26 protein-coding genes and 1 tRNA gene are annotated in these 23,746 nt (G+C 58.7%); 15 read left to right on the top strand and 12 right to left on the bottom strand.

The genetic code is table 11. From position 1 onward, the window contains the following. The first annotated feature begins 5 nt into the window (after positions 1–5). Positions 6–1,223 (top strand): glycosyltransferase family 4 protein, encoded by a 1,218-nt coding sequence (locus ACQZ45_RS12595; RefSeq protein ID WP_065687883.1) that lies wholly within the window; start codon positions 6–8, stop codon positions 1,221–1,223. 54 nt (positions 1,224–1,277) lie between these two features. Here the strand turns inward: ACQZ45_RS12595 and ACQZ45_RS12590 are convergent, their stop codons facing one another. From ACQZ45_RS12590 to ACQZ45_RS12580, 3 genes are all read right to left on the bottom strand, one after another. Beyond that, entirely contained in the window at positions 1,278–2,069 is a 792-nt protein-coding gene (locus tag ACQZ45_RS12590) for a metallophosphoesterase family protein (RefSeq protein WP_003511251.1), read from the bottom strand. A 240-nt stretch (positions 2,070–2,309) separates the two neighbouring features. Continuing rightward, the gene (locus ACQZ45_RS12585; protein ID WP_448742262.1) at positions 2,310–2,915 is read right to left on the bottom strand and encodes a transglutaminase-like cysteine peptidase; all 606 of its coding nucleotides are present in this window, start codon (positions 2,913–2,915) and stop codon (positions 2,310–2,312) included. Positions 2,916–3,063: 148 nt separating this feature from the next. Beyond that, positions 3,064–3,366 (bottom strand): hypothetical protein, encoded by a 303-nt coding sequence (locus ACQZ45_RS12580; RefSeq protein ID WP_065687882.1) that lies wholly within the window; start codon positions 3,364–3,366, stop codon positions 3,064–3,066. Between the two features lie 321 nt (positions 3,367–3,687). Here ACQZ45_RS12580 and ACQZ45_RS12575 point away from each other — a divergent pair, with 321 nt between their 5' ends. Further along, the gene (locus tag ACQZ45_RS12575; RefSeq protein ID WP_003511248.1) at positions 3,688–4,245 is read left to right on the top strand and encodes an HNH endonuclease; all 558 of its coding nucleotides are present in this window, start codon (positions 3,688–3,690) and stop codon (positions 4,243–4,245) included. Positions 4,246–4,274: 29 nt separating this feature from the next. Here ACQZ45_RS12575 and ACQZ45_RS12570 read toward each other — a convergent pair whose 3' ends face one another. Together ACQZ45_RS12570 and ACQZ45_RS12565 are read right to left on the bottom strand one after the other, a co-directional pair. Beyond that, a complete protein-coding gene (locus tag ACQZ45_RS12570; RefSeq protein ID WP_013761732.1) occupies positions 4,275–4,790 on the bottom strand; it encodes a disulfide bond formation protein B in 516 nt (171 codons plus the stop codon). Positions 4,791–5,056: 266 nt separating this feature from the next. After that, a tRNA-Leu gene (locus ACQZ45_RS12565) sits at positions 5,057–5,141 on the bottom strand. Between the two features lie 296 nt (positions 5,142–5,437). Between ACQZ45_RS12565 and uppQ the strand changes: the two genes are divergently transcribed. Then, positions 5,438–6,079 carry a polysaccharide biosynthesis GNAT family N-acetyltransferase UppQ gene (gene uppQ / locus ACQZ45_RS12560; protein WP_003511246.1) on the top strand — a complete coding sequence of 214 codons (642 nt, stop codon included), beginning with the start codon at positions 5,438–5,440 and terminating at the stop codon, positions 6,077–6,079. A 63-nt stretch (positions 6,080–6,142) separates the two neighbouring features. Here the strand turns inward: uppQ and ACQZ45_RS12555 are convergent, their stop codons facing one another. The 5 genes from ACQZ45_RS12555 to secA form a co-directional block, all read right to left on the bottom strand. Continuing rightward, the gene (locus ACQZ45_RS12555; protein WP_003511245.1) at positions 6,143–7,414 is read right to left on the bottom strand and encodes a GNAT family N-acetyltransferase; all 1,272 of its coding nucleotides are present in this window, start codon (positions 7,412–7,414) and stop codon (positions 6,143–6,145) included. Positions 7,415–7,422: 8 nt separating this feature from the next. Beyond that, positions 7,423–8,838 (bottom strand): Wzx-type polysaccharide biosynthesis protein UppV, encoded by a 1,416-nt coding sequence (uppV, locus tag ACQZ45_RS12550; protein WP_019564817.1) that lies wholly within the window; start codon positions 8,836–8,838, stop codon positions 7,423–7,425. A gap of 57 nt (positions 8,839–8,895) precedes the next feature. Continuing rightward, the gene (locus ACQZ45_RS12545; protein WP_081308484.1) at positions 8,896–10,098 is read right to left on the bottom strand and encodes an acyltransferase family protein; all 1,203 of its coding nucleotides are present in this window, start codon (positions 10,096–10,098) and stop codon (positions 8,896–8,898) included. An 81-nt stretch (positions 10,099–10,179) separates the two neighbouring features. Further along, complete coding sequence (locus ACQZ45_RS12540) at positions 10,180–11,073, bottom strand: DMT family transporter (protein WP_013761727.1); 894 nt, start codon at positions 11,071–11,073, stop codon at positions 10,180–10,182. A gap of 149 nt (positions 11,074–11,222) precedes the next feature. Then, a complete protein-coding gene (gene secA / locus ACQZ45_RS12535) occupies positions 11,223–13,931 on the bottom strand; it encodes a preprotein translocase subunit SecA (protein WP_065688010.1) in 2,709 nt (902 codons plus the stop codon). A gap of 243 nt (positions 13,932–14,174) precedes the next feature. Here secA and ACQZ45_RS12530 point away from each other — a divergent pair, with 243 nt between their 5' ends. The 6 genes from ACQZ45_RS12530 (at position 14,175) to ACQZ45_RS12505 (ending at position 18,340) form a co-directional block, all read left to right on the top strand. Beyond that, entirely contained in the window at positions 14,175–15,038 is an 864-nt protein-coding gene (locus tag ACQZ45_RS12530; protein ID WP_013761725.1) for a peptidylprolyl isomerase, read from the top strand. Between the two features lie 92 nt (positions 15,039–15,130). After that, complete coding sequence (argJ, locus tag ACQZ45_RS12525; protein WP_065687837.1) at positions 15,131–16,372, top strand: bifunctional glutamate N-acetyltransferase/amino-acid acetyltransferase ArgJ; 1,242 nt, start codon at positions 15,131–15,133, stop codon at positions 16,370–16,372. An 18-nt stretch (positions 16,373–16,390) separates the two neighbouring features. After that, complete coding sequence (locus tag ACQZ45_RS12520; protein WP_013761724.1) at positions 16,391–17,167, top strand: GNAT family N-acetyltransferase; 777 nt, start codon at positions 16,391–16,393, stop codon at positions 17,165–17,167. Further along, positions 17,164–17,577: an 8-oxo-dGTP diphosphatase MutT gene (gene mutT / locus ACQZ45_RS12515; RefSeq protein WP_003511235.1), complete on the top strand. Its 414-nt coding sequence runs from the start codon at positions 17,164–17,166 to the stop codon at positions 17,575–17,577. The genes ACQZ45_RS12520 and mutT overlap by 4 nt, the downstream gene beginning before the upstream one ends. A 162-nt stretch (positions 17,578–17,739) precedes the next feature. After that, positions 17,740–18,054, top strand: coding sequence for a hypothetical protein (locus tag ACQZ45_RS12510; RefSeq protein WP_003511234.1), 315 nt, complete (start codon positions 17,740–17,742; stop codon positions 18,052–18,054). Positions 18,055–18,148: 94 nt separating this feature from the next. Next, positions 18,149–18,340 (top strand): Flp family type IVb pilin, encoded by a 192-nt coding sequence (locus tag ACQZ45_RS12505; RefSeq protein WP_026330706.1) that lies wholly within the window; start codon positions 18,149–18,151, stop codon positions 18,338–18,340. A 17-nt stretch (positions 18,341–18,357) separates the two neighbouring features. On the opposite strand, the gene ACQZ45_RS12500 is transcribed toward ACQZ45_RS12505, so the two are convergent. Continuing rightward, positions 18,358–19,239, bottom strand: a complete 882-nt coding sequence (locus ACQZ45_RS12500; protein ID WP_003511231.1) for a methyltransferase domain-containing protein — start codon at positions 19,237–19,239, stop codon at positions 18,358–18,360. A gap of 144 nt (positions 19,240–19,383) precedes the next feature. Here ACQZ45_RS12500 and ACQZ45_RS12495 point away from each other — a divergent pair, with 144 nt between their 5' ends. From ACQZ45_RS12495 to ACQZ45_RS12480, 4 genes are read left to right on the top strand one after another with little or no spacing between them, the layout of a single operon-like run. Further along, positions 19,384–20,175 (top strand): ComF family protein, encoded by a 792-nt coding sequence (locus ACQZ45_RS12495; RefSeq protein WP_065662512.1) that lies wholly within the window; start codon positions 19,384–19,386, stop codon positions 20,173–20,175. A gap of 60 nt (positions 20,176–20,235) precedes the next feature. After that, positions 20,236–20,490, top strand: a complete 255-nt coding sequence (gene grxC, locus ACQZ45_RS12490) for a glutaredoxin 3 (RefSeq protein WP_003511229.1) — start codon at positions 20,236–20,238, stop codon at positions 20,488–20,490. Between the two features lie 29 nt (positions 20,491–20,519). Beyond that, positions 20,520–21,371, top strand: a complete 852-nt coding sequence (locus ACQZ45_RS12485; protein ID WP_003511228.1) for a carbon-nitrogen hydrolase family protein — start codon at positions 20,520–20,522, stop codon at positions 21,369–21,371. Then, positions 21,368–21,796: a DUF1178 family protein gene (locus ACQZ45_RS12480; RefSeq protein WP_003511227.1), complete on the top strand. Its 429-nt coding sequence runs from the start codon at positions 21,368–21,370 to the stop codon at positions 21,794–21,796. The genes ACQZ45_RS12485 and ACQZ45_RS12480 overlap by 4 nt, the downstream gene beginning before the upstream one ends. A gap of 82 nt (positions 21,797–21,878) precedes the next feature. Here ACQZ45_RS12480 and ubiG read toward each other — a convergent pair whose 3' ends face one another. After that, entirely contained in the window at positions 21,879–22,625 is a 747-nt protein-coding gene (ubiG, locus tag ACQZ45_RS12475) for a bifunctional 2-polyprenyl-6-hydroxyphenol methylase/3-demethylubiquinol 3-O-methyltransferase UbiG (RefSeq protein WP_026330704.1), read from the bottom strand. 39 nt (positions 22,626–22,664) lie between these two features. Here ubiG and ACQZ45_RS12470 point away from each other — a divergent pair, with 39 nt between their 5' ends. Both ACQZ45_RS12470 and ACQZ45_RS12465 read left to right on the top strand, forming a co-directional pair. After that, entirely contained in the window at positions 22,665–22,883 is a 219-nt protein-coding gene (locus ACQZ45_RS12470) for a hypothetical protein (protein ID WP_139104343.1), read from the top strand. Next, positions 22,884–23,687, top strand: coding sequence for an SH3 domain-containing protein (locus ACQZ45_RS12465; protein ID WP_003511225.1), 804 nt, complete (start codon positions 22,884–22,886; stop codon positions 23,685–23,687). Positions 23,688–23,746: the final 59 nt, after the last annotated feature.

Genomic DNA, 23,746 nt, shown 5'->3' with positions numbered 1-23,746 from the left:
TTTTCATGAAAGTCGCTTTTGTTTCCGTATTCCCTGCCGTTCCCGCCAACGAGGGTGCGCGGAACAGGATTCTCCAGCTGACACGCGCCGTGCGTAGCCTCGGACATGAAGTGCATTTCGTCTATGTCGATACTCCGATGATAGCTGATTTCGATCCCGCGGCCCATGAGGTCGAGTTTGGGGCCGGACATATGCACGTCGTGTCCAGGGAAAGATGCGGGTTTGCAGCACGGCTCATCGACGACTTCAGGTTCGAGATTGGGTTGACCGCATTTCGAACCCGTCGGAAAATTCAACGGCTCCTTGGCCGCGACAGCGGTTTCTACAATTACCTCGACGAGTTCTATTATCCGGAAATAGGCAGGCAGGTCCTGGATCTTCAGCGTCGACTCGGGATTAACGCCGTTATCGTCGAATATGCCTTTCATTCGAGAGCTTTTCTTGGGCTGCCGGATGATGTGCTTCGCATTCTCGACACGCACGATTCCTTCGCCGATCGTCACAAGGCGTTCGTGAACACGGCCAACAGATTTGGGTACTGGTTCTCGGTTCCGCCGGACGTGGAATGCAAGGCATTCCGCCGCGCCGATGTCGTTGTCGCCATACAGGAAGAAGAGGAACGTTCGTTCAAGCAGCGGCTGGCAGGAGAGCCGCCGGTGGTTGAAACGGTGAGCCATATTCTGGATCTCGGCCAGAGAGTGGAAGACTTCACTTCCGCTGATTTTCTGTTTCTCGGTTCAGGCAACGACGCGAACGTCATTTCTCTCAATAGTTTCCTTCACAATGTCCTGCCTTTGGTCAGGGCGGCCCGTCCGGACATTCGCCTGGTGCTGGCAGGCAGCATATGTGGAAAGGTCGAGGACATGGAGGGGGTTCTCAAGCTTGGCCGGGTGGAGAACTTGAAGGATGCGTTCACGCGCGCGCCACTTTCCATCAATCCCATCACGCTTGGCACGGGCATCAATATAAAACTGCTTGACGCTCTGGCTGCGGGTGTCCCAACGATCAGCACCCAGACGGGTGTGAGGGGGCTTTCAGAAGGATATCGTGGTGGCGTGATTGTCGTTGAAGATGGAGATCATCAGGCCTTTGCCAATGCCATTATGAGGCTCTCTTCCAGTCGGGAGCAGCGGCAGGAATTGGGAAACAATGCGTTCCTTGACGCTGTCGAATGGAACCGCCGGCAAATGACGGTGCTCGGCAATATTCTGAAGGGCAAATAAATCGCGATTGTGATGCGTCTGGCTGGTGCAACCTGATCCAACGATGGCAAGCCATCAGGCAATAAGTCGCGGCCCCGCATCCGTGAGCTTTAAAATGGTAAGCCTGCCCGTCGTAAACGCGCCGGTGTCGATGCCGATCCGTTGCGGACCTGTCTGTGGCTCCGGCGCCGGCGTATGGCCGTGGATGATGAGAAGGTCCAGTCCCGCCCCTTCCGACAGGAAGGGTTCCCTGATCCACAACATGTCCTCATCGGTCTGCGCCTCAAGCGGCACCCCGGGTTTGAGGCCAGCATGAACGAAAAAATAGGGTCCCATGCGGACGCAGATAGGCAGGCTGACTAGAAGTTGCCGATGGGCCTGCGGGATCGCGCCAATCAGCGCATCCCTGAACGGCTGAAGCCGCAGACGGCCGTTGTTCATGAAGTAGCTGATATCGACCCCGTAGGACAGAAGCGTCTGGCGGCCGCCGAAATCCAGCCAGTGCATGTTGTCTTGCGGATTTTCGAGGAAATCGCTGAAGAGCTGTTCGTGATTGCCGCAAAGCGAGATGCGGCGCAGGGGCGCCGGCGGTGGTTGCAGCAGATGCTGGAGAACACCGCAGGAATCCCGGCCACGATCGACATAGTCGCCCAGAAGAATAACCAGAGCGGGGGATGGATTGCTTGCGAGATCGGCAAGGATTTTCTGTTCCGCCTGCAAAAGCAGATCGAGGCTGCCATGGACGTCGCCAATGGCATAGATCGGAAAAGACGGAGATTTGTCGCCGAGGTCTATTCTGCGCCGCCTCCGGTCGTCGCGGGGGGCTGGCTGTTTACGACCGCGAATCCAGTTGAGCACTTTAGGCATAGATGCCGATACTGTCTCTCTTGCACGAGGTCAAGAGTGTTGAAAGCCAACGCCACAGAGCCCGTAAAACCTGGGTCCATGCAACGGCTACAGCATCAGCCAAAGCCCCGTCGGACAAAGCTATCCGGGGCAGGGAATTGCGAAAGCCGGTGTCGATTTTCGCAAGGCGCGCCGCGGCGATTGAAGAGGAACGGAGCGCCCCCTTCCTGTTCGAAGATGACTATCCTGTGCGAGATAGACCTAGAGTTTCAGCCAGACACGCGGGTTTTCGTGTGACTGGATCTTGATCCATTTCAGGTCAACCGCTTTCCAAGGTTTGACGACGTTGGTGCGGTTGTCCAGCACCAGATCGCCCTGGCTGGTGCTGACGACCAGAACGGCGTGGCCTATGCCGGTAGGGGTGCGGGCGGTGGCAATGCGCAGGGCGCCCGAGGGCCAGCCGGCGCGCAGAAGGCGTTGCCGCTTGGTCACCGCGTAGTCGTCACAGTCACCGCTTGCGGGGTTCAGATTCCATTCGTCCTGTCCGTCCGCTTCGCTTGTGTAGATTATCGATGTGTTGATCTCGGCGTTGATGCGCTGGAGTTCCGTGCGCTTCTGCTTGGTCAGTTCGACCGTGTCGCGATCGCCAATCCGGACACATTGGTCGGCGGTGTCGTCGCAAAATTTTGCGAAGGCGATGGGTGCAATTGTCGGGCGGCTTGTCGTCATGAACAGGCCGGGACGCGATGCGGTCGGGTTCTGCGCCAGGCCCGCAAGCGGGGCGGCCGATGCCATTGTCGCGATGCTTGCCGCCACACTGACGGCAACTGCCAAAGTCTTTGCCAGACGGATTTGTCTCTTCGCCATGTCTCTGCCTCTGCCCGATTGTTGTCTCTTGTGCATGGCAACATAGCGACCCTTCGTTGCGGGCCGTTTAAGTCGATAGATTGCTTTTTAGCGAAATCCAATTTTATTAAAGCGAGATAGAACAGCGGGGAAACCGGTGCGATGGCGCTTACTTGCAGCGGGTGCGGCCCTCGGCATCTATGATACATGTCTGCTGTGGCACAGCGTTTCGGTACTCACGCCGCGTATCGGTTGAGTTGCTGCGACTTGCCGGCGGCCGGTCGTAATTGCGGTAGACCTCGAAATTGCGCCCGCCGATCGTTCCCTGCGCACCGCCACGGCCATTCGGCGTGACTTCGAAATTCTGATATTGCTGGGCAGAAGCGGAAGCGGGCAGGCCCATCAGCACGCCAAAGGCGCCAGCCGCCAGGCCCTTCCATAACGCTGCCGTTTGGTGCCTGCGCAAGATCATGGCCGTTTCCTTCCCTCAACAGAACGACAGATACGCATTCTGCTTTCCCAATCGTTCGTCGCGTTGACTATATCACTGATCCCGCATTGAGGGTGAGAACGAATATAGCCTTCGTCGGCAGGCGAATCGCTTCGGTACCGCTGGGCGCATCACCAGATAGTGGCCAGACGACTATCTCGCCGCACGATTGTCCGGAACGCAAAAAAGACGTTTTTAGAGCTGAAAAATTAAGCTCTTCTCCGCTGCATTTATGGGCTTCACAATCCTGTAACAACGGACCTAATATACAAGTGCAGATGCCGAATCGATCAGGAGAAGCCCTTGACGATTGCAGTTTCACCACAGGCCCTGCCGGCGCTCGTTCTGAACGCAGACTACAGGCCACTGAGTTATTATCCCTTGTCGTTATGGTCCTGGCAGGACGCGATCAAGGCCGTCTTTCTAGACCGTGTGAACATCATTGCAGAATATGATCACGCGGTGTCGTCACCCAGCTTTTCCATGCGGTTGCCGAGCGTCGTCAGCCTCAAGACCTATGTCCAGCCCACCCGCAACCCCGCCTTCACGCGCTTCAACGTGTTCCTTCGGGACAAGTTCGAATGCCAATATTGTGGCACGCGGGACGACCTGACCTTCGATCACGTGATTCCCCGCGCCCATGGCGGCGAAACCACGTGGCACAATGTCGTGGCGGCCTGCTCTCCCTGCAATCTTAGAAAAGGCAGCAAGCTTCCCAAGCAGGCGGGCATGTTCCCGGCGCAGAAGCCCTTCCAGCCGACGGTTCAGGACTTGCACAATAACGGGCGGCTGTTCCCGCCCAACTACCTGCACGAAAGCTGGATGGACTATCTTTACTGGGATACCGAGCTGCAGCCTTGATCCTGAGGACTGCAACGCGGCTTTTCCGTTTAACGGCTTTTCCGGCTCGCGCCAAAAAAGGCAACGGCCGCAAGCGCAACGCTTGCAATGACATTCCAACCGGCAAACGAAAGGCCGAGCACCCGAAGTGCAGCGTCGTTGCAGGAGGGTGCCTTGATGGCATTCAGATTGCCAAGCAGGTCACCGGCATTGGTGGTGATGGATGGCGCACCCGTGGCGCAGGTGATAGGCCCTGCCCAGAAACCCCATTCCACACCAGCGTGATAAACACCAAGCCCGGCGCCGATCAGCATCGCCACGCCAATGAGGGCGAGAAGCAGCCGCGTGATCTGAACCGGCAGCTTGAAGATGCTGGTCGCTATGGCCAGAATACCCAACGGAATGGCGTAGTAATAGGGATCGCGCTGCAAAAGGCACAATGCGCAGGGCGTATAACCGCCAATATGCTGGAAACCGAGGGCGGAGCCGACAGTAAAGATCATTCCCGCCGTTACGCCAAGAGCGGCGAGCGTGCGGCTGTTGTCGGCGGTTGTTGCAGTGGCCATGATGTTTTCCCCAAACTTCACGAAGAAGCAGATATCCCGAACGGGCTTTCAAAAAGGCGGGCGTGATGGCGAAATTAAGTCGCCGGTTCAACGGTGTATTCCCGGATTCGTCTAATCCAGTCCTTTGCATCTGGCAAATGAAAGCCCGGTAATATTCGAGGGGCGAATGAGCAAAGTTTCGTGAGTGTCTCGATGGCCGCGAAGCAATCGACCGGTCTTTTTGAAAGACCGGAATAAAACGAAGAAAATCAATGCGATTTTGGAAATGGTACCCCAAGCCGGGATCGAACCAGCACTCCTTGCGGAACCGCATTTTGAGTGCGGCGCGTCTACCAATTCCGCCATTGGGGCAACGGTGGTAATGCCACGGCGTCTATCACGGCCAATGGCATGCGTGCAACCCCAAAGCTGATTTTTCCTGTCTAATGACGTGCGTTTGCAGCCTTCATTTCAGAGCTTTTACCGGGCGGGGAATGAAAGGAGAGTCGCGTTTGTCCGTCCCGTATCGGTACACCGACGGTTGTGGCGTTAAAGCAATATTAGATACCACTAATAAATTAGAATATACACAATTGCTAATTGAATTATGATGTTTGCGTGGAGTTTCCACGCGGGGCGGGAGAAGCCAGAACTCATAGGAGGAAATTATGAGGGCGCTTTCTCGCAATTTGTTACTGTCTGCCTGTCTGATTTTACCGGTCAACGCCCACGCGCTGGATATCGGGATTGGCGGTGAGAACGGGGTGAATGCCAGTGTGGGCGGCAATGGCAGCGGTGGGCTCGGTGTCGATGCTTCCGTGGGTGGCAGCAATGGCGTCAATGCCAGCGCTGATGTCGGCGGCAGGAGCAGTGGCGGACTGGGCGCGGATGTCAACGCGTCGGTCGGTGGCAGCAGCGGGGTTAATGCGGATGTCAACGCATCCGTCGGCGGCTCGAGCGGTGTCAGTGCGGGCGCCAATGCTTCGGTTGGCGGCTCCAGCGGCATCAATGCCAATGTTGGTGCGAATGTGGGCGGATCGAGCGGTCTTGGCCTTGGTGTCGGGCTTGGCATCGGCGGCTCCAGCTCGCCAGGCAATCCGGGGAACCCCGGTAATCCGGGCAATCCTGGAAACCCCGGCAACACGGGGCCGGTATCGCCCGGTGGCATGCGCAATGCCATACAGGCCTATAACGACATGTCGCGAAACGAGCAGATCAAGCTTGCCCGTCGTTGTGTCGATATTCTCGGCGGCGGATATGACGCCGCACTGACCCAATTGTGCAAGATGATCCGGACGGCCTCGCGCTGACGCAGCGTCAGCCCTGTGGATAGTCAGATACCAAACCGAAGGATGCTGCGGCATCCTTCGGGATTAACTGTTCTTGCGCCCGAAGGAGAGGATTTTCTGGCGCAGGCTGCGGGCGAGGTTGCGGGTGTTGCGATACATGTCCACCTGCGTGGAAACCTGTCGCACGTCACGGTCGCTGTTCTGCGCAAGCCCGACGACCAGAGTGCCCATTTCCTGCCGTTCCTGCCAGAAGCGGCTCATGATCGGATGATCGGGCACTGCGCAGCTGTCGCTGCGCAGAATATTGGCGTCGTCCAGCTGCCAGTCGGTCAGTTTCTGCACCAAAAGTTTGCCGGGTGAAAACCGCGAATAGGATTCGTCAAAGGCGGTCTTCCACGTATAGGCCTCGCCAGCCGTCATGAAGACGATCATGGAGGCGATGGCGCTGCCATTGAGATCGATGGTGTGAATGCGCACCGCATCCGCTTCGGCCAGATTGGTGATTGCCTCGCGGGCGAAGGCGGCGCGATAGCGGTCATTCACCAGCGCGCTGCGTTTGCGGCCTTTCCAGCCACTCGCTTCCAGCGCCAGGAATTCCTCCATGCGGTAGCGTATGTCCTTCGGTTGCCGGGTAACGGTGTAGGAAAGGGCCCCGAGTTTTTCGAGCTGTCGCCACTGCCTGCGCATTTCCCGCAAATGATGTGGCGCAAGTGAATTGCGCAGATAGGCTTCGCCGTCCAGAAGGCTCTCCAGCATCGGCCGCTGATAGTTACCAGTCGTCGTCACCGGCAGGTTGCGGCTGATTGCTATGGCCTTGAACATCCGGGCAAAAGGCCCTTCAAGCCGTACATCCGGCAGTACCAGAACATTCGGCAGGCGCATTTCCCGGTCGGAAAGGGCATCGAAAAGATTGTCGAGCGTTTCTGCGGCACCTTCGGTATCGACCAGCGGCGTGCCGAGAGGGCCGAAGGGGTTGGCCCAGCCACGGATGATGGAGGGACCGATGGAAAAACCTGGCTTTTCCACGGTGAAGGGCATCAGAAAGCGCATGCGGCTTCTAGCGCCGTTCTCGTCGCGAATAAGGGCGAAGCGCACGGACTTGTCATCGATACGCGGCATGGCGGGTGCAAGAAGCCGCCCTGTGAAGAAGACATTTGCCTCCATGACGCGGTTGGACAGGAAGTCGAGTTCTTCCTGCATGTCGTAACCGAGCCGGCCAGGATAGATGCAGAATTCGCGGCCGTCGCGTCCCACGCGCCGGCTGCTGTCGGCCACGGGGCGGTCACGCTCCGTAGACGCCATCAGCGCAGCGATGCGCGGGTCCTGAAAATCCGGATTCTTTGGGTCGCTGGACATGCTTATCGTTACACCGCCTTCCCAGTGTCTTGACCCGCCCGGGGATCGTTGAAGGCAAAAAGGACGATCCCGAGTGTGCGGCGAATGGCAATATGCAATAGCACAGCTTCTATACACATTGCTATCGCGACAGCTGCCGCAGCGCCTGTCAGACCATAGACCGGAATCAACACCATGTTGAGTATAATGTTACAACCGAAGATAATAATATAAAGAGCTACGCACAATTTTTGTTTGCCGGCCATATTCAGCAGCGTTTCTCCCGGGCCGATCAGTGCTTTTGCGAGGAAGCCGGCAAAGAGGAAGAACATCAGCTTGTAACCCTGTACGAAGCCGGGACCGAACAGGGACAGCAGAAACGGCCCTGCCAGAAGCACGAGACAGCCAACGGCAAGCGATGGCCAGAAGGCCCAGCGCGCCGCCTGGCTGGCGAACCCGGCCAGCCCCTGCCTGTCATTGGCAGCAATGAGCGCGGCCAGACGTGGGGCCGCAGCCGCCTGCACGGAAAAAAACACGAATTGCATCAGCACGATGGTTTTTGCCGCGGCAAAATAGATGCCGACCTGATCCGGCGGCAGATATAGACCGACGATTACCACATCTGAGTTGGTCATCAAAAAACCGATGCCGTCGATCAGGAACATCGGAAAGGCAAACCGTATCCACGGACGGAAATGCACCCTGCGGGCAACGCTGCGGAAATGCCGGTTGAGCCGGCGGTTCATGAACACGAAGTGGAAAAGCGTGGTGACATAGGTGGCCAAAAGGGCCGCAAGCATCGCTGTCGTCGCGGTTTTTTCCGCGCCGAGAAGGATCGCCACCAGCATGAACAGCAGGATCAGCACCGGGCGGATGATATAGGTGGGGCTGAGGGCTGAAACCGCCCAGCCGTTGGCACGAGCTGTCCCGTTCAGCACATCGCCAAGCGCCACCATCGGCAGGGTGAAAAGCGCCAGCGAAACCGGAATGAGGTAATAGGCGGAGATGCGCTCGCCGAAGAAATACAGGAAGACGAAACCGAAAAATGCAAGCGCGCTGGCCGAAAGCATGGCGAAGAGACGCGCTGTCGAGGTTAGACCCATGATCTTGTCATGGGCATCCTCCAGGCGGTAGCCGGGCAAAAAGCGGATGACGGTGGTGTGAAAGCCGAGACAGGAGAGGTTGCCGAACAGGATGACCAGAACCCAGACAAAGGCGAACAGGCCATATTCGAATTCGCCCATCAGGCGGGCAAGGATGATCTGGGAGATGAAAGCGATACCGGCGCTGATGATGCGCACCGCAAAGGCGACGAGCGCCATGCGCTGGGCCCGGGAGACATCGTCTCTGCCGGAAACGACGACGGCGATTTTTGCCCCCAGCGGCGCCAGTTTAGCGCGCAGGCCTGCGGGTAAGGCTTTTTCCGCCGTGTTGAGGATAGCCATAATCCACACGCCATCATTTCCAGTTGAGTAGGCAACTGGATTATAAGCACCTTATCATTAACGAAGGGTTTGGGAGACAGGCACCTGTGTGCCGATATTGGCCACCTGCCTCGGTTTGCGGATCCCGTTGAAGAGAAAAAGGGCAAGCGGACTACGGCGTATCGCCTGATGCAGCAGATAGGCCGTTATCGTGGTGGCGACGACGATGATGGCGAATTCCAGGATCGGCGGCAGCGAGATCAGGATGAAGAGGGTGCCGAAGGCATAAATCAGCGGGTGGTGAACCAGGTAGATGGTGAAGGAAGCGTCGGTCATTCTCCTGGCAAGCCGGCTTGGCCGGTCGAAAAAGCGGCAGGCGATATCGATCAGCAGGCGGCTTGCCGCCACGGCGGCGATTGTGGAGACGAGTATCAGCAGGGCCGAGTTCGAAAAAGGATATTCCAACCGCAGCGTAACCGCTGTCGCGATCCCGGCAAACGCGATGACGCCCGTGAGGATGCCCGTCTGGCGGAAGCGGTGAAAAAGAGCCCGGTCGCGATGAAGCAAAGCCCCGATAAGGAAGAACGGTACGTAACGCGCGTAAGGGTCGGAGGCCCGTTCATAGAGAACGAGAAGGCTGTTCCCATTTTTGCCAGCAAGCAGGCCCGAACCGTAAACCGTCAGCTCCCATAAAACAGGGAAGGCGCAGAGCGCTGCGAAAAACGCGGCTGGATATTGACCCCGCATCCTGCCGAACCAGTCTCTTGCATAGGCGAGGGGCGGGCGCCCCGCCAGAAATAGCAGGCCGGCAAGCAGACCCGAATACGCGATAAGGGCGGGTAGGAACCATAGATGCATGATCCATTGCTCACCCGGAAACAGCAAATCCGGCAGGTTCGCGAGCAGCCGGTCGGCGGGAATATCACCTTTGGCGATACCTGCCAGTTTCAGCAGGAAAAGCTGCGATGGCCCAAGCAGGAGCACGGCCACGATGAAAGGGACGCCAAGGCGAAGGAAGCGCTGTCTGAGCCATGGCATCTTGCCCTTCCTGCCGATGACCATGGTGGAAAAATAGCCGGCCACCAGAAAAAACGAAGGCATGCGGAAGGTGACGAGCGCTGCCCCAAGCGCGGTCAGGACTGGGCTGGTCTCGAAATCCTTGATGTCCCAGGGCAAAGCATAGCTGTAGAGCAGGGAGGCGTGATAGGGTATGCCGAGCAGCATGAGGAGTGCCCGCAACGGGTCCCAATAATGCTCATAGTCTGATTTGCCCGGTTGCATTTTCCCCTCGCGTGACGAACGCGATCCCGCCTGATCCGTAACGATCAACACGACTATTGGTGGAAAACGCTAATAAACCCTTCATGCACCCGACGGGGTGGGCGGGGCCTTTTTCTTGGGCATGAGGTCAAGCACCAGTGCGCAGCCCAGAATGATGATACCGGCACCGAACAGCTGGGGAAGCGACAGGGGTTCGTCGAGCACCAGGGCGCCAACAAGCACCGCCACGACGGTGACGGCAAATTCCACGCTGATCGCCTTCGTTGCGCCGATCGAGGAGACCAGCTTGAAATAGGTGATGTAGGTCAGGCCGCTCATGACGACCGCCTGTATCAGAAGATAACCGTAATCGACGAGATCGGGCGTTCCGGGCAAGGGCACAGCGAAAAGAAGCGGCAAGGTCATCAGGCCGCCTGTCAGGAAGGAACCGATGGTTATTTCCCAGGATCCAACCCCCTTGAGGTGTAGGCTCGCAAAATTGCTGCCATAGGCGGCACAGATGCAGGCGGCGACAGCGGCAGCACAGCCAATGACAAAGCCGGATGTGACAGGAACAGCGGGAAAACCAACGAGCAGGACGATGCCGGCAAAGCCGATGACGAGACCGGCAATACCCTGCCGCGTCAGGCGTTCCAGACCCCAAATCTGCGAGATCAGCATTGAAAAAAGCGGGATGGTCGCCACCAATATGGCTGCCATCGCAGTGCCGATCTGAGGCGTCGCGTAGGACAGGCCGATCAGTTGCCCGGCGACCGTCGTTGCGCCGACGATTGCGAAAGCGCGCCAGCTTGCGGAGAATGCCAGCTTCCGGCGTGCCGCACGCGCAATGAGAAAGAGTGCTACAGCGGTTATGAGCGAGCGAAGCGTGACTGCGCCAATCCAGCCGAAGGCTGCGACGACATGTAGAAGCAGCAGGAAAGACACGCCCCACGTAATCGCGAGAAAAATATAGGCGGCAAGATCGCGAGGGGCCATGAAAGCAGTTTCCGCAAGATGATCCGGCTCCCATAGGGAAAGTGCCGATACCAGTCAACACCCCGACCAGCAGCAATGATCCTGCCCAAACAAAATCGCCCGTAACGCAGGTTACGGGCGATCGATTGCTGGCATAAAGCCCTGGCCTTTTACGCCTGTTCGTAAACGCCGTGGCAGTGCTTGTACTTCTTGCCCGAGCCGCAGGGGCACATTTCGTTGCGGCCGATACGGCCCCAGGTGGCGGGGTTGTTCGGGTCGCGCTCCTCGGCCGGTACGAAAGCGACCGGCACGCCCTGCGCCATCTCGTCTTCCCCGGTGACGGGGTCGAGGTGATGCGCGGTCATTTCCGGCAGCTCCGGCTGCTGCGGTTCCTGCTGCACCAGTTCCACGCGCATCAGCTGGGCGGTGACGGCTTCACGCAGGTTGGTAAGCAGCGACTGGAACAGCTCGAAGGCTTCCGCCTTGTATTCCTGCAATGGATCGCGCTGGGCGTAACCGCGGAAACCGACGACGGAACGAAGGTGATCGAGGTTGACGATGTGTTCGCGCCACAGATGGTCGATTGTCTGAAGCACGACCGAGCGCTCGACATAGGTCATGATCTCCGGGCCGAAACGTTCCGCACGTTCAGCGGCGTATTTGTCCGCGGCCTCGGTAACGCGCTGAAGAATGTCGTCCTCGGCGATGCCTTCTTCCTTCGCCCATTCCTCCACCGGCAGGTCGAGGTTCAGGAACTGGGCGATACCGGCCTTGAGACCGGCGATATCCCACTGTTCGGCATAGGCATTTTCAGGAATATGCTTGGTGACGAGCGCTTCGATCACTTCGTGGCGCATGTCGGCTGCGGTTTCACCGATATTGTCGGATTCCATCAGCTCAAGGCGCTGCTCGAAGATGACCTTGCGCTGATCGTTCAGCACGTCGTCATATTTCAGCAGGTTCTTGCGGGTCTCGAAGTTACGGGCTTCGACCTTCTTCTGGGCACGTTCCAGCGCCTTGTTGATCCACGGATGGACGATGGCCTCGCCGTCCTTCAGGCCGAGCTTCTGCAGCATGCTGTCCATGCGCTCGGAACCGAAGATGCGCATCAGGTCGTCCTGAAGCGACAGATAGAACTTGGAGCGGCCGGGGTCGCCCTGACGGCCGGAACGGCCACGCAGCTGGTTGTCGATACGGCGGCTTTCGTGGCGCTCGGTCGCGATGACGTAGAGACCGCCGGCGGCAAGCGCCTTTTCCTTGAGAACCTTGATCTCGGCGCGGATGGCCGCTTCCTTCGCATCACGCTCCGGACCCGGCTCCATGCCTTCCAGCTCGCGCTCCAGACGCATCTCGACGTTGCCGCCGAGCTGGATGTCCGTACCACGACCGGCCATGTTGGTGGCGATGGTGACCGCACCGGGAACACCGGCCTGCGAAACGATATAGGCCTCCTGCTCGTGGTAACGGGCGTTCAGAACCTGGAAATCGGTAAAGCCGGACTGGCGCAGCATGTGGGCCAGAAGCTCGGATTTCTCGATGGAGGTCGTGCCGACGAGAACCGGCTGACCACGATCATGCGCCGCCTTGATCTCGGCGATGATGGCAAGGAACTTCTCTTCGCCGGTACGATAAACCTCGTCGTCCTCGTCGATACGCTGGATCGGCAGGTTGGTCGGCACCTCGATGACGTCGAGACCGTAGATGTTGCCGAACTCTTCCGCTTCCGTCGACGCCGTACCGGTCATGCCGGCAAGCTTTGCATACATGCGGAAGTAGTTCTGGAAGGTGACGGAAGACAGCGTCTGGTTTTCCGGCTGGATCTGCACCTTTTCCTTGGCTTCCAGCGCCTGGTGCTGGCCTTCGGAATAACGGCGGCCCGGCATCATGCGGCCGGTGAATTCGTCGATGATGACGATCTCGTCGTTGCGGACGATGTAGTCCTTGTCGCGGGTGAAGAGCTTGTGGGCCTTCAGCGCATTGTTGATGTGGTGAACTATGGCGACGTTTTCGATGTCGTAAAGCGATTCGCCCTTGAGCAGGCCCGCCTGCCGCAGCAGGTTTTCGAGCTTCTCGGTGCCGTCTTCGGAGAAGTTGGCCGAACGCTGCTTCTCATCGATTTCGTAATCTTCCGGCGACAGAAGCGGAATGAAGGTGTCGATGGTGTTATAGAGATCGGAGCGGTCGTCCAGCGGGCCGGAGATGATAAGCGGCGTGCGCGCCTCATCGACCAGAATGCTGTCCACTTCGTCGACGATTGCGTAGTTGTGGCCGCGCTGCACCATCTGGGCGCGATCATATTTCATGTTGTCGCGCAGATAATCGAAGCCAAGCTCGTTATTCGTGGCGTAGGTGATGTCGCAGCCATAGGCCTCGCGGCGCTGGTCGTCATCAAGCCCGTGCACGATCACACCGGTCGTCAGACCGAGGAAACGGTAGAGCTTGCTCATCGTGGCCGCGTCGCGCTGGGCGAGGTAGTCGTTGACGGTAACGACATGCACGCCCTTGCCGGCCAGCGCATTGAGGTAGACCGCAAGGGTCGCCACCAGCGTCTTGCCTTCACCGGTCTTCATTTCGGCGATGGCGCCCTGGTGCAGGATCATGGCACCGGTCAGCTGCACATCAAAGGGTCGCATGTGCAGAACACGGCGCGACGCCTCGCGGGCGACGGCAAAAGCCGGGATCAGCAGATCGTCCAGCGATTTGCCGTCCGCAAGCTGCTGGCGGAACTCCGCCGTCTTTGCCGCCAGCGCGTCGTCGGAAAGAGCCTTGGTGGCTTCCTCCAGCGCATTGATGGCTGCGATCTTGCTTTTATAGGAGCGGACGCGGCGTTCATTTGCCGAACCGAACAATTTGCGGGCTATTCCGCCGAGGCTGACCATCTTACTGGCCCTTTCTGAAATTCCGTTTTCGCAGGCGGTTTTTTCCATCACGCCGATTTCGGCAACAAATGACGGACTTCGCCCTTCAACGTATCTGGACGCGAGGTTGCGTGACAGATAAGAGGGGGGGCAAATGATGTCAACGGTTCTGCCCGTTACAGAATGGCCACAATCCGGTGTTTGGAAGTTTTTTCAGAGCCGGAAACCATGTCTGGAGCCGGCATTGTCCCCGAAAGGTTCAAAATGTTGCGCTATAATAAAATTGCGGCTGCGGTGATTGTGGCCACGCTCGGCCTCCAGTTTCCTGCCTTTGCACAGGAAGACAAGGTTGTCGCCAAGGTTGGCGATCTGGAAATCCACCAGTCCGAACTCGACCTTGCCATGGGCAATCTCGATCCGCAGCTCGCACAGCTTCCCGACGAGCAGAAGAAGGTCGCAGCCCTTTCCGGCGCGATCGACGTCAAGCTTCTCGTGAAGAATGCCAGCGCCGAAGGTCTGGAAAAGACCGAAGACTTCAAGAAGCGCATGGAGTTCATTCAGGACCGTGAGCTGCACAACGCCTATTTCCGCAAGCATGTGGTTGACGCTGTCACCAATGAAGAGGTGAAGGCGCGCTACGACAAGGAAGTAGCAGCCTTGCCGAAGGAAGAAGAAATCAAGGCAGCCCATATTCTGGTTGCAAGCGAAGACGAAGCCAAGGACGTCATCAAGCAGCTTGATGCGGGCAAGGATTTCGCAGCACTTGCCAAGGAAAAGTCGACCGACTCCAACAAGGATGATGGCGGCGATCTCGGCTGGTTCGGCAAGGGCCGCATGGTTCCGGAATTCGAAGAGGCCGCTTTCGGTCTCGAAAAGGGCGCCTACACCAAGACGCCTGTCAAGACGCAGTTCGGCTTCCACGTCATCAAGCTGGAAGACAAGCGCATCGCACCGCCGCCGGCTTTCGAGCAGGTCGAGCCGCAGGTTCGTCAGCTTGTCATGCGTGACAAGTACGTTGCCCTCATCGAGAAGGCAAAGGCTGACCAGAAGATCGAAATCATGGATGAGACGCTGAAGAAGGGCTACGACGAAGCCACGAAGGAACAGCAGGCACAGCCGCAGCAGTAATAAAACCATGTTACGGGGCGGCCACAGGCCGCCCCGCTTCATCTCAGGCACTTTCAAACCTTCCCCGTTTCCAGAATCTCAGGCGCTTTCCCATGTCCGTTGCCGTTTCCCCGCTCGCTCCGAAATCCTATCCCGACATGCCCGCGCTGCGTGGTGTTCGCATGGCGACGGCTGCCGCCGGCATCAAGTACAAGAACCGGACCGACGTTCTGTTGATGGTGTTCGACAAGCCGGCAAGCGTGGCCGGCGTTTTCACAAAATCGAAATGCCCCTCGGCCCCCGTTGATTTCTGCCGCGCCAATCTCGGCGGTGGCGTGGCGCGCGCCGTGGTGGTCAATTCCGGTAACGCAAACGCCTTTACCGGCGTCAAAGGCAAGGCCGCGACCGAATTGACGGCGAAATCCGCAGCCGCTGCAGTCGGCTGCTCTGAAAATGAAGTGTTTCTGGCATCGACCGGCGTAATCGGCGAACCGCTCGATGCCACCAAGTTCGCCGGGGTTCTGGGCGACATGCAGGGCATGGCTGAAGCCGATTTCTGGCAGGAAGCCGCCAAGGCAATCATGACGACCGACACTTATCCCAAGGTCGCGACCCGCACGGCCGAAATCGGCGGTGTCGTGGTCACCATCAACGGTATCGCCAAGGGTGCCGGCATGATCGCTCCCGATATGGCGACGATGCTTTCCTTCGTGGTGACGGATGCAGATATTGATCCGGCCGCGCTGCAATCACTGCTTTCCGCCGGTGTCGGCTCGACCTTCAATTCCGTGACTGTTGACAGCGACACCTCCACCTCCGATACGCTGATGTTGTTTGCGACAGGTGCGGCGGCTGAGGACGGTCAGGTCAAGGTGACGCGCGCCGATGACGAGCGGCTTTCCTCCTTCCGCGCCGCCTTGAACGATCTCCTGAAAGATCTGGCCCTGCAGGTGGTTCGCGATGGCGAAGGCGCACGCAAGATGGTCGAAGTCACCGTTACCGGCGCGGAAAACGATGTCGCTGCCAAGAAGATCGCCCTTTCGATTGCCAATTCACCGCTGGTGAAGACTGCGGTTGCCGGCGAAGATGCTAATTGGGGTCGCGTCGTGATGGCTGTGGGCAAATCCGGTGAAATGGCCGACCGTGATCGCCTTGCCATCTGGTTCGGCGGCGTGCGCGTTGCCGTCAATGGCGAACGCGATCCGGATTATTCGGAAGCGGAGACCACCGCCGTGATGCGGCTGGAAGACATTCCGGTGAAGGTTGACATCGGTCTCGGTGAGGGCAAGGCCACCGTATGGACGTGCGACCTGACCAAGGAATATGTTGCGATCAACGGCGACTACCGGAGCTGACCGTTGGAGCCGAAGAGAATGCAGGACAATAAAATCGTCAATCTGCCGCTGGTTCGCCGTCTGGAAGCAGTCAGCTTTCGGGCTTGGCCGGCCTCGTCGGTGATTTATGACGGTAGCTGGCAAATCCGCCTGACGGGGTCGCATCCATCAAAACGCATCAATTGCGTGGTGCCGCTCGATCCTTCCGATTATGGAAACTGCGCGGTGCGGCTGGAAAAGGCGCGCAAGCGCTTCGAGGATTTCGGCCGTCCGCTGGTGGTGCGCGAAACGACGCTGATGCCGCCGCAGCTCAAGGATTTTCTGGTAAAGGACGGCTGGTCCATGGTTGAGGAGGTCAAGGTCATGACGGCCGATCTCGCTGGCATGGAACTGCCGGAAACGCTGGTCAGCCTGCCGAGCCACGATATTGGCCGTTTTGTCGAGGCGAGCATCAAGGTCAGCGATGGCGACCCGACCCTGCGCCCGGCGATCGCTGAAATCCTCAGTTCGATCAAGCCGACCCTTGGCCTGTTCATCAACGAAGAAGCAGGGGGCAGCGCACTTGCCACCGTTATCTGCGTGCAGGATAACGATCTTGCCGGCATTCTTTCCCTCGATGTCGAGAAGTCGCAGCGGAAAAAGGGCCTCGGCACGCAGCTGCTGGCGTCAGCACTGCGCTGGGCCCGCATCAGCGGCGCCAAAAGCGCCTGGTTGCAGGTCGTCTCCACAAATGCGCCCGCGATTGCACTTTATGAAAAATTCGGCTTCACCGAGGCCTATTCCTATCGCTACTGGCGCAAGGCTGGTGAAGAATGAGCGAAGCCGGCAAAAAAATCCTGCTGGTTGCCGCCTGCGCCCTTCTCGATCAGGACGGCCGTATTCTTCTGGCGCAACGACCTGAGGGCAAGTCGCTTGCCGGCCTGTGGGAATTTCCAGGCGGCAAGGTGGAACAAGGCGAAACACCGGAGGAGACCCTCGTCCGCGAGTTGGACGAGGAGTTGGGTATCAAGACCAAGATAGCCTGCCTCGCGCCGCTGACGTTCGCCAGCCATACCTACGAGACTTTTCACCTGCTGATGCCGCTTTACGTGTGCCGTCGTTATGAAGGCATGGCCCATGGGCGCGAAGGACAGGCAATTAAATGGGTAAAGCCGCAGGCTCTGCGTGATTATCCGATGCCGCCGGCCGACGAGCCGCTCATCCCCTTCCTTCAGGATTTGCTTTAAAGCGAACTTCCTGGCGGGTTCGATCCCCTCGCGCAGCCTGTTGAAAACATCCCGTAACTCCGCTTTACCGTGCCAAAACGAGGCTGTGTTAACAGATCGTTCAGCACCCTCTGGCAGATTGTTAAGCTAAAGAAGCGGTAAACTGCGCGTATGAGGTTGGCTATGAACGAGGATTTCTGGAAGACGGTGGAAGGTCGTCAGTCTTACTCCAATAAATCCCGTCGCACCGGCGTTCTTAATGTCGCGCTGCTTTTCGGGACGGCTGTGATTGCTCTTTCCTTGATCGTCACCCCCATGCTTGCCGGAAAATCATCAACGCGCGTCGCGCAGTTCTCCGACAATTACGACATGATAAGCACCGGCTCCATCAAGAAGACCGATGCTGGCAAGACGTATTCCATCCGCCGCAGCATAACCCAGCCGATGCCCGAGATGCCCTGTGTCGTGACGGGCTATAGCAGCGAGAGCGGTTGCTGATCGTTTACCATCATCGGTAACGGATTACTCATGCCCGTGGCATAGTATAAATTCGATTTTAGCAATATATAATGCCGGTTAGCGTAAGCACCGGATGGCGGATGGAGAATATCCCGTGCTGCATTGTTTTATTCGTTTCTTTAAAGACGAAAACGGCGCGACCGCAGTCGAATACGGCCTGATCGTCGGCGTTATTTCCGCCGCCATCATCGGTGGCGGAACCACCATCGGCAGCACCATCAATGCTGTATTCCAGTTCCTCGCCGATACTTTTGCCAACATCTGAGGCCTGCGCTACGCCTATCAGGAAAGCTTGACTTCGGTCGTCTTCAAGGCATCGGCAAGGCGCATTTTGGCGGAACCAGGTTTCAGCGGTTTCTGCTGGCTCTCGTGCGGTGCCCAGCCTGAGACATAGATGATGGAAAACGTGGCTCTGATCCGCCCGTCCGGATCGGAATAACGTTCGGCGTAAAGCTCCGCTGCCCGCAGGAAAAAAGCGCGGTTGAGCGGTTTTCTGCTGCGGCTTGCCAGCGGATTGGCCATGCCCATGGCGCGCAGATCGCGCATCAGCGGAAAAATCGAGTCGTAACGCACCGTATAAGTTTCCGCGTCGGTGACGGGAAGCGCAAAACCGGCACGCTGCAACAGTGCGCCAACATCGCGCACATCGGCAAAGGGAATGACGCGCGGGCTGGCGCCGCCGGTCAACTCGGCTTCTGCAGTCAACAGCACATCGCGCAGTTCCTGCAATGTGCCGCTGCCGGGAATGGCTCCGAGAAACAGTCCGTCCGGCTTTAACGCCCGCCTTATCTGGATCAACGCACCGGGGGTGTCGTTGGTGAGGTGGAGGGCAAGCGGGGAAACAATGAGATTGGCGGAGGCTTCTTCGAGCGGCAGATGCTCCATGGAGGCCACCTGCGGCAGATTCCCATCCGTCGCAAAGGAGGTATCCGTCTCGATACGACGGATAGCATCCACCTTGCCCGTCTCGGTCAAGCGCCGGGCGGTGATGCCCGTCCCGCCGTGCAGTTCGATTGCGGTCTCGAAACGGCGCTCGACGATGGCGAGCCTGTCGGCAAACTCGTCGGCGGCCATGTCGAGAAGAAACAGGGCCTTGTCGTCACGCCGGTTCCACGCCCGGCGGCGATTTTGTTCGATCAGGGCCTGGTCAAAGAGAATATCCATCGTCGTGCCTGCTCGGCCTGTAGCGCCTTTGGGATTGGCGGGCCGCATCGTTGCTGTCATGCCGCTTCGGGCATTGTTTTTCCGGTCAGAGGCCGAAACATATCTCTCTCGCAAAGGCACCCGTTCGGCGCTAAAGTCAACCTCATGGGCGCTGGTGAAGATCTGTTTTCGGGATTGCTGTCGAGGTCCGCGACGGTGTCGGTGGCGGCACGCAGCGTGTTGCACTCGGCCTTCCGCATGGTCTATCCGCCCACTTGCGCAGGGTGTTCCCGCATGACCGGCGGCGAGGGTGCCCTGTGTGCGGATTGCTGGCGGGATGTGGCCTTTATCGATCGACCTTTTTGTGAGGTTCTGGGCATTCCCTTCGCCCGGGATCACGGCGCGGGTGTTGTAAGCGCACAAGCCATCGCCGACCCACCGCCTTTCGACCGTCTGCGTGCTGTTGCCAGCCATGAGGGAACCGCGCGTAAACTCGTACACCGGCTGAAATATCAGGACCGGACCGATCTTGTGCGTTTCATGGCGCTGTGGATGCTGCGGGCAAGCGACGGAACGGTTGATAGCTGCGACTGTATCGTGCCGGTTCCGCTGCATCGCCACCGCTTCTGGCGTCGCCGTTTCAACCAGTCCGCTGAGCTCGCACGGCATCTGGCCAAGGCCACCGGCAAACCGCTGTTTGCCGGCACGCTGTTGCGCGTGAAGCCGACCGAGCGGCAGGTGGGGCTTTCCGCGCTTGCCCGGCAGGACAATGTGCGGGGTGCTTTTGCAATAGCGCCCGGCCGAAAAACCGATGTTTATGGCAAGCGAGTGGTGCTGGTGGATGATGTTTATACCACTGGTGCAACGGTGGGCGCGGCAAGTCGCGTCTTGCGGAAGGCGGGTGCCACGGATGTGACCGTTTTGACCTTTGCAATGGCCATTTCCGGCCCTATATGAAGCCTGAATGAAACGAGGATATCGTGCGTTTCAGCACACGTTTGCGAGGCTTCGAAATACATGGCACCGGTAACGATCTATACACGGGATTTTTGTGGTTATTGCGCGCGCGCCAAGGCGTTGCTGGACAGCAAGGGCGTCGATTACGCCGAATATAACGCGACGACGACGCCGGAATACCGGCAGGAAATGATCGAGAAATCCGGCGGAACGACCTTCCCGCAAATCTTCATCAACGGCCAGCATATCGGCGGTTGCGACGATCTGCATGCACTGGAGCGTGCTGGCAAACTCGACGTTATGCTGGCCGCTTAATCGGCTCGATTTTCGATACGGAGGACGTGATGATTTTCAAGGCTGCCGCCATTCAGATGCGCTCGGGTGTCGATACGGTGAAAAACGCCGCCGATATGGAGCGCCTGGTACGTGTTGCTGCGGCTGCGGGCGCTGTCTATGTTCAGACGCCGGAAATGACCGGCGCTCTCCAGAAGGACAGGCAGGCGCTTCGCGCCCAGCTGCGTGACGACGATGGCGATATCATCGTTGCGACCGCCGCGCGGCTGGCACGCGAACTCGGCATCCATGTCCATGTCGGCTCGACAGCGATTGCCCGCCCGGATGGCAAGATTGCCAATCGCGGTTTTCTGTTTGCGCCTGACGGTTCGCGTATCTGCAGCTATGACAAGATCCATATGTTCGATGTCGATCTCGACAATGGCGAAAGCTGGCGCGAAAGTGCGGCTTACGAACCCGGCGCTGTCGCTCGCGTTGCCGAACTGCCGCTGGGGAAATTCGGCTTTGCGATCTGCTACGATGTGCGCTTCCCGCAGCTTTTCCGGGCGGAGGCACTCGCCGGCGCCGAGGTTCTGACGGTTCCGGCCGCCTTTACTCGCCAGACAGGGGAAGCCCACTGGGAAATTCTGCTGCGTGCCCGCGCCATTGAAAACGGCGCTTTCGTCATTGCCGCCGCACAGGCCGGCCTGCATGAGGACGGGCGGGTCACGTTCGGCCATTCCATCATCATCGATCCCTGGGGCAAGGTGCTGGCAATGGCCGGTGGCGCCGGGGAAGAGATCATTTTCGCAGAGATCGACACGTCTCTCGTGGCTGCCGCGCGCGGGAAAATCCCCAATCTGCGCAATGCCCGCGAGTTCGGACTGGACACGGTTATTCCTGCTGGAGGTGAGGCGGCGTGATCCGTTATGCGCTGGCCTGTGAAAAGGGCCATGAGTTCGAAGGCTGGTTTTCCGGGAGCGACGATTTCGACAATCAGTTGCAGCGCGGCTTCCTGTCCTGCCCGATGTGCAATTCCCCGCAGGTTTCCAAACTTCTGATGGCGCCTTCGGTCTCCACCGCCCGCAAAAAAGACGAACGCCAGTCGCTCGCCATGGACACGGCCAGAAAAGAGGCTATCGCAAAAATCCGCGAGGCGGTCGCAAATATCCGCGCGAATGCGGAAGATGTCGGCGATAAATTTCCTGAAGAAGCCCGCAAGATCCACTATGGCGAGGCCGACGAACGCGGCATCATCGGCCACGCGTCTGCCCAGGACGCGAAGGCCCTGATTGACGAGGGCATCGAGATTGCACCGTTGCCAGTGCTGCCCGATGATGTGAATTGAGTTTGCTTGCGATTCTGATGACGTCCACCACTCAGGGTGACGTCATCCGTCGTTCATGACCGGAGAGTTGGGTACGCTGGCTTCACGCGGGTCTTTTCGCCAGCATCATGTAGTTGACTTCCATGTCCGGCGAGAGGTTCCAGCGGTCCTGCAATACGTTGTAGAAGACGCCGGTACGGTGGACGATATCCATGCCGCTGGCCACCAGCGGTCGTTCAAGCTCATCCGGGCGAACCAGCTTCTCATATTGGTGGGTGCCGCGCGGCAGCCAGCGCAATACGTTTTCGGCGGCGAAGATCGCGAGCGCGCGGGCTTTCAGCGTGCGGTTGATGGTGGCGGCGAACATCAGCCCGCCGGGACGCACCATTTTCGCGCAGGTGGTGACGAAGAGATCGACATTGGCCACATGCTCGACAACTTCCATGTTGAGGACGACGTCGAAGGTTTCGCCCGCCTCCAGCAACTGTTCGGCGGTCACGGCGCGGTAGTCGACGCTGACACCGCTTTCACGGGCGTGGGTGGAGGCGATGCCGATATTCTTTTCTGAAGGGTCGGCGCCCACCACGTCCGCGCCCATGCGCGCCACGGGTTCGGAAAGCAGGCCGCCGCCGCAGCCGATATCTAGCACACGCAGCCCTTCAAGCGGGCGGTGCGCCTTCGGGTCGCGGCCGAAATTATCGCAGATGCGGTTGCGGATATATTCAAGCCGCACCGGGTTGAATTTGTGCAGCGGCCGGAACTTGCCCGTCGGGCTCCACCATTCCGCAGCCATCGCGGAGAAGCGATCCACTTCGCTCTGGTCGACGGTCGTCTGTGCGGTTTCGCTCATGGTTCTGCTCCATATTGCTGTTGCATTGAAGTCGGATGATTGATCCCCGAAGTCAAGACCGGCGGCACATTCCGTCGGCAAATTCCCGGGTGCTTCATTGCCGCAGGTGGAACTGAAACGGGCTGCGATTTGTTTCATGCTGCGTTCATGGAACACGGCGTATTTTCCAGCCATGGCAGTATGTGGAACGCATGCTCGTCCATCGAAATCGATGGACGCCGACAAGGGCAAAGCGGGCTTTTGCTTGAGGAGAAGTAAGTGAAGAAAAAACTGTTTGGCGCAATTGCGCTGGTGGCCATGCTCGCCGCGCCGGCCCTTGCCGAAGCTGCGACTCGCGGCTTTGCCACCGCGAATGTGAATATGCGCTCCGGTCCGAGCACAGCCTATCCGGCCGTGGTCGTGATCCCGGTCGGCGCACCATTGACGGTTCATGGCTGCCTGTCCGATACGCCGTGGTGCGACGTCTCTTTCGTCAGCGGTCGTGGTTGGGTCGCCGGTCGTTACATCCAGACGACGTTCAGGCAGAACCGGGTCTACGTTGAGCCGCGTTATTACCGCGATCTCGGCGTTCCCGTGATCACCTTCGAAGCCGGTCGTTATTGGGACCGTTATTATCGTGACCGTGACTTCTACCGCGAGCGTGACCGCTGGCGTCGTCCGCCGCCATCAGGCGGTTACTGGAATGCTGCGCCTCCGCCGCCGCGCGGTGACTGGGAACGCCCGCGTCCGCGCGACGAATGGCGTGATGGCCGCCGGGATGAATGGCGCGATCCGCGTCAGGGCGGTGGACCGAATGATGGCCGCTGGGAGCGCCGTTACGGCGACTGGAACCAGGGTGACAGAAACCGGGGCGATGGAAATCAGGACAGGCCGCGTCGAGATGGTGACCGCCCGCGGTTCGAGGAAGAAAATCGCGACCGCAATCGCGATCGCCAGCCGAATCAGGACGAAGGCCAGCGTCGTCCGGAGCGCCGCCAGTGGGATGATCCACGCCGCGCGCCCGCCTCGGAAAACTTTCAGGGCGGTTGCCGGGTCGGTGATCCCGGTTGCGATCCGCGATAAACAGACAAAGCCCGGCGAGATTTCGTCGGGCTTTTCATTTGCCGGTTCATATTATCACG

It is taken from the genome of Agrobacterium sp. 16-2014-1-2a (assembly GCF_053522705.1).
Note: the sequence above shows the minus strand (reverse complement) of the source record. Positions and strands in the feature narration are given on the sequence as shown.

Bases quoted from the DNA above. Each gene is read 5' to 3' on its own strand.
- ACQZ45_RS12595 (WP_065687883.1), top strand. From the start codon at position 6: ATGAAAGTCGCTTTTGTTTCCGTATTCCCTGCCGTTCCCGCCAACGAG.
- ACQZ45_RS12590 (WP_003511251.1), bottom strand. From the start codon at position 2,069: ATGCCTAAAGTGCTCAACTGGATTCGCGGTCGTAAACAGCCAGCCCCC.
- ACQZ45_RS12585 (WP_448742262.1), bottom strand. From the start codon at position 2,915: ATGGCGAAGAGACAAATCCGTCTGGCAAAGACTTTGGCAGTTGCCGTC.
- ACQZ45_RS12580 (WP_065687882.1), bottom strand. From the start codon at position 3,366: ATGATCTTGCGCAGGCACCAAACGGCAGCGTTATGGAAGGGCCTGGCG.
- ACQZ45_RS12570 (WP_013761732.1), bottom strand. From the start codon at position 4,790: ATGGCCACTGCAACAACCGCCGACAACAGCCGCACGCTCGCCGCTCTT.
- uppQ (WP_003511246.1), top strand. From the start codon at position 5,438: ATGAGGGCGCTTTCTCGCAATTTGTTACTGTCTGCCTGTCTGATTTTA.
- ACQZ45_RS12555 (WP_003511245.1), bottom strand. From the start codon at position 7,414: ATGTCCAGCGACCCAAAGAATCCGGATTTTCAGGACCCGCGCATCGCT.
- uppV (WP_019564817.1), bottom strand. From the start codon at position 8,838: ATGGCTATCCTCAACACGGCGGAAAAAGCCTTACCCGCAGGCCTGCGC.
- ACQZ45_RS12545 (WP_081308484.1), bottom strand. From the start codon at position 10,098: ATGCAACCGGGCAAATCAGACTATGAGCATTATTGGGACCCGTTGCGG.
- ACQZ45_RS12540 (WP_013761727.1), bottom strand. From the start codon at position 11,073: ATGGCCCCTCGCGATCTTGCCGCCTATATTTTTCTCGCGATTACGTGG.
- secA (WP_065688010.1), bottom strand. From the start codon at position 13,931: ATGGTCAGCCTCGGCGGAATAGCCCGCAAATTGTTCGGTTCGGCAAAT.
- ACQZ45_RS12530 (WP_013761725.1), top strand. From the start codon at position 14,175: ATGTTGCGCTATAATAAAATTGCGGCTGCGGTGATTGTGGCCACGCTC.
- argJ (WP_065687837.1), top strand. From the start codon at position 15,131: ATGTCCGTTGCCGTTTCCCCGCTCGCTCCGAAATCCTATCCCGACATG.
- ACQZ45_RS12520 (WP_013761724.1), top strand. From the start codon at position 16,391: ATGCAGGACAATAAAATCGTCAATCTGCCGCTGGTTCGCCGTCTGGAA.
- mutT (WP_003511235.1), top strand. From the start codon at position 17,164: ATGAGCGAAGCCGGCAAAAAAATCCTGCTGGTTGCCGCCTGCGCCCTT.
- ACQZ45_RS12510 (WP_003511234.1), top strand. From the start codon at position 17,740: ATGAACGAGGATTTCTGGAAGACGGTGGAAGGTCGTCAGTCTTACTCC.
- ACQZ45_RS12505 (WP_026330706.1), top strand. From the start codon at position 18,149: ATGGCGGATGGAGAATATCCCGTGCTGCATTGTTTTATTCGTTTCTTT.
- ACQZ45_RS12500 (WP_003511231.1), bottom strand. From the start codon at position 19,239: ATGGATATTCTCTTTGACCAGGCCCTGATCGAACAAAATCGCCGCCGG.
- ACQZ45_RS12495 (WP_065662512.1), top strand. From the start codon at position 19,384: ATGGGCGCTGGTGAAGATCTGTTTTCGGGATTGCTGTCGAGGTCCGCG.
- grxC (WP_003511229.1), top strand. From the start codon at position 20,236: ATGGCACCGGTAACGATCTATACACGGGATTTTTGTGGTTATTGCGCG.
- ACQZ45_RS12485 (WP_003511228.1), top strand. From the start codon at position 20,520: ATGATTTTCAAGGCTGCCGCCATTCAGATGCGCTCGGGTGTCGATACG.
- ubiG (WP_026330704.1), bottom strand. From the start codon at position 22,625: ATGAGCGAAACCGCACAGACGACCGTCGACCAGAGCGAAGTGGATCGC.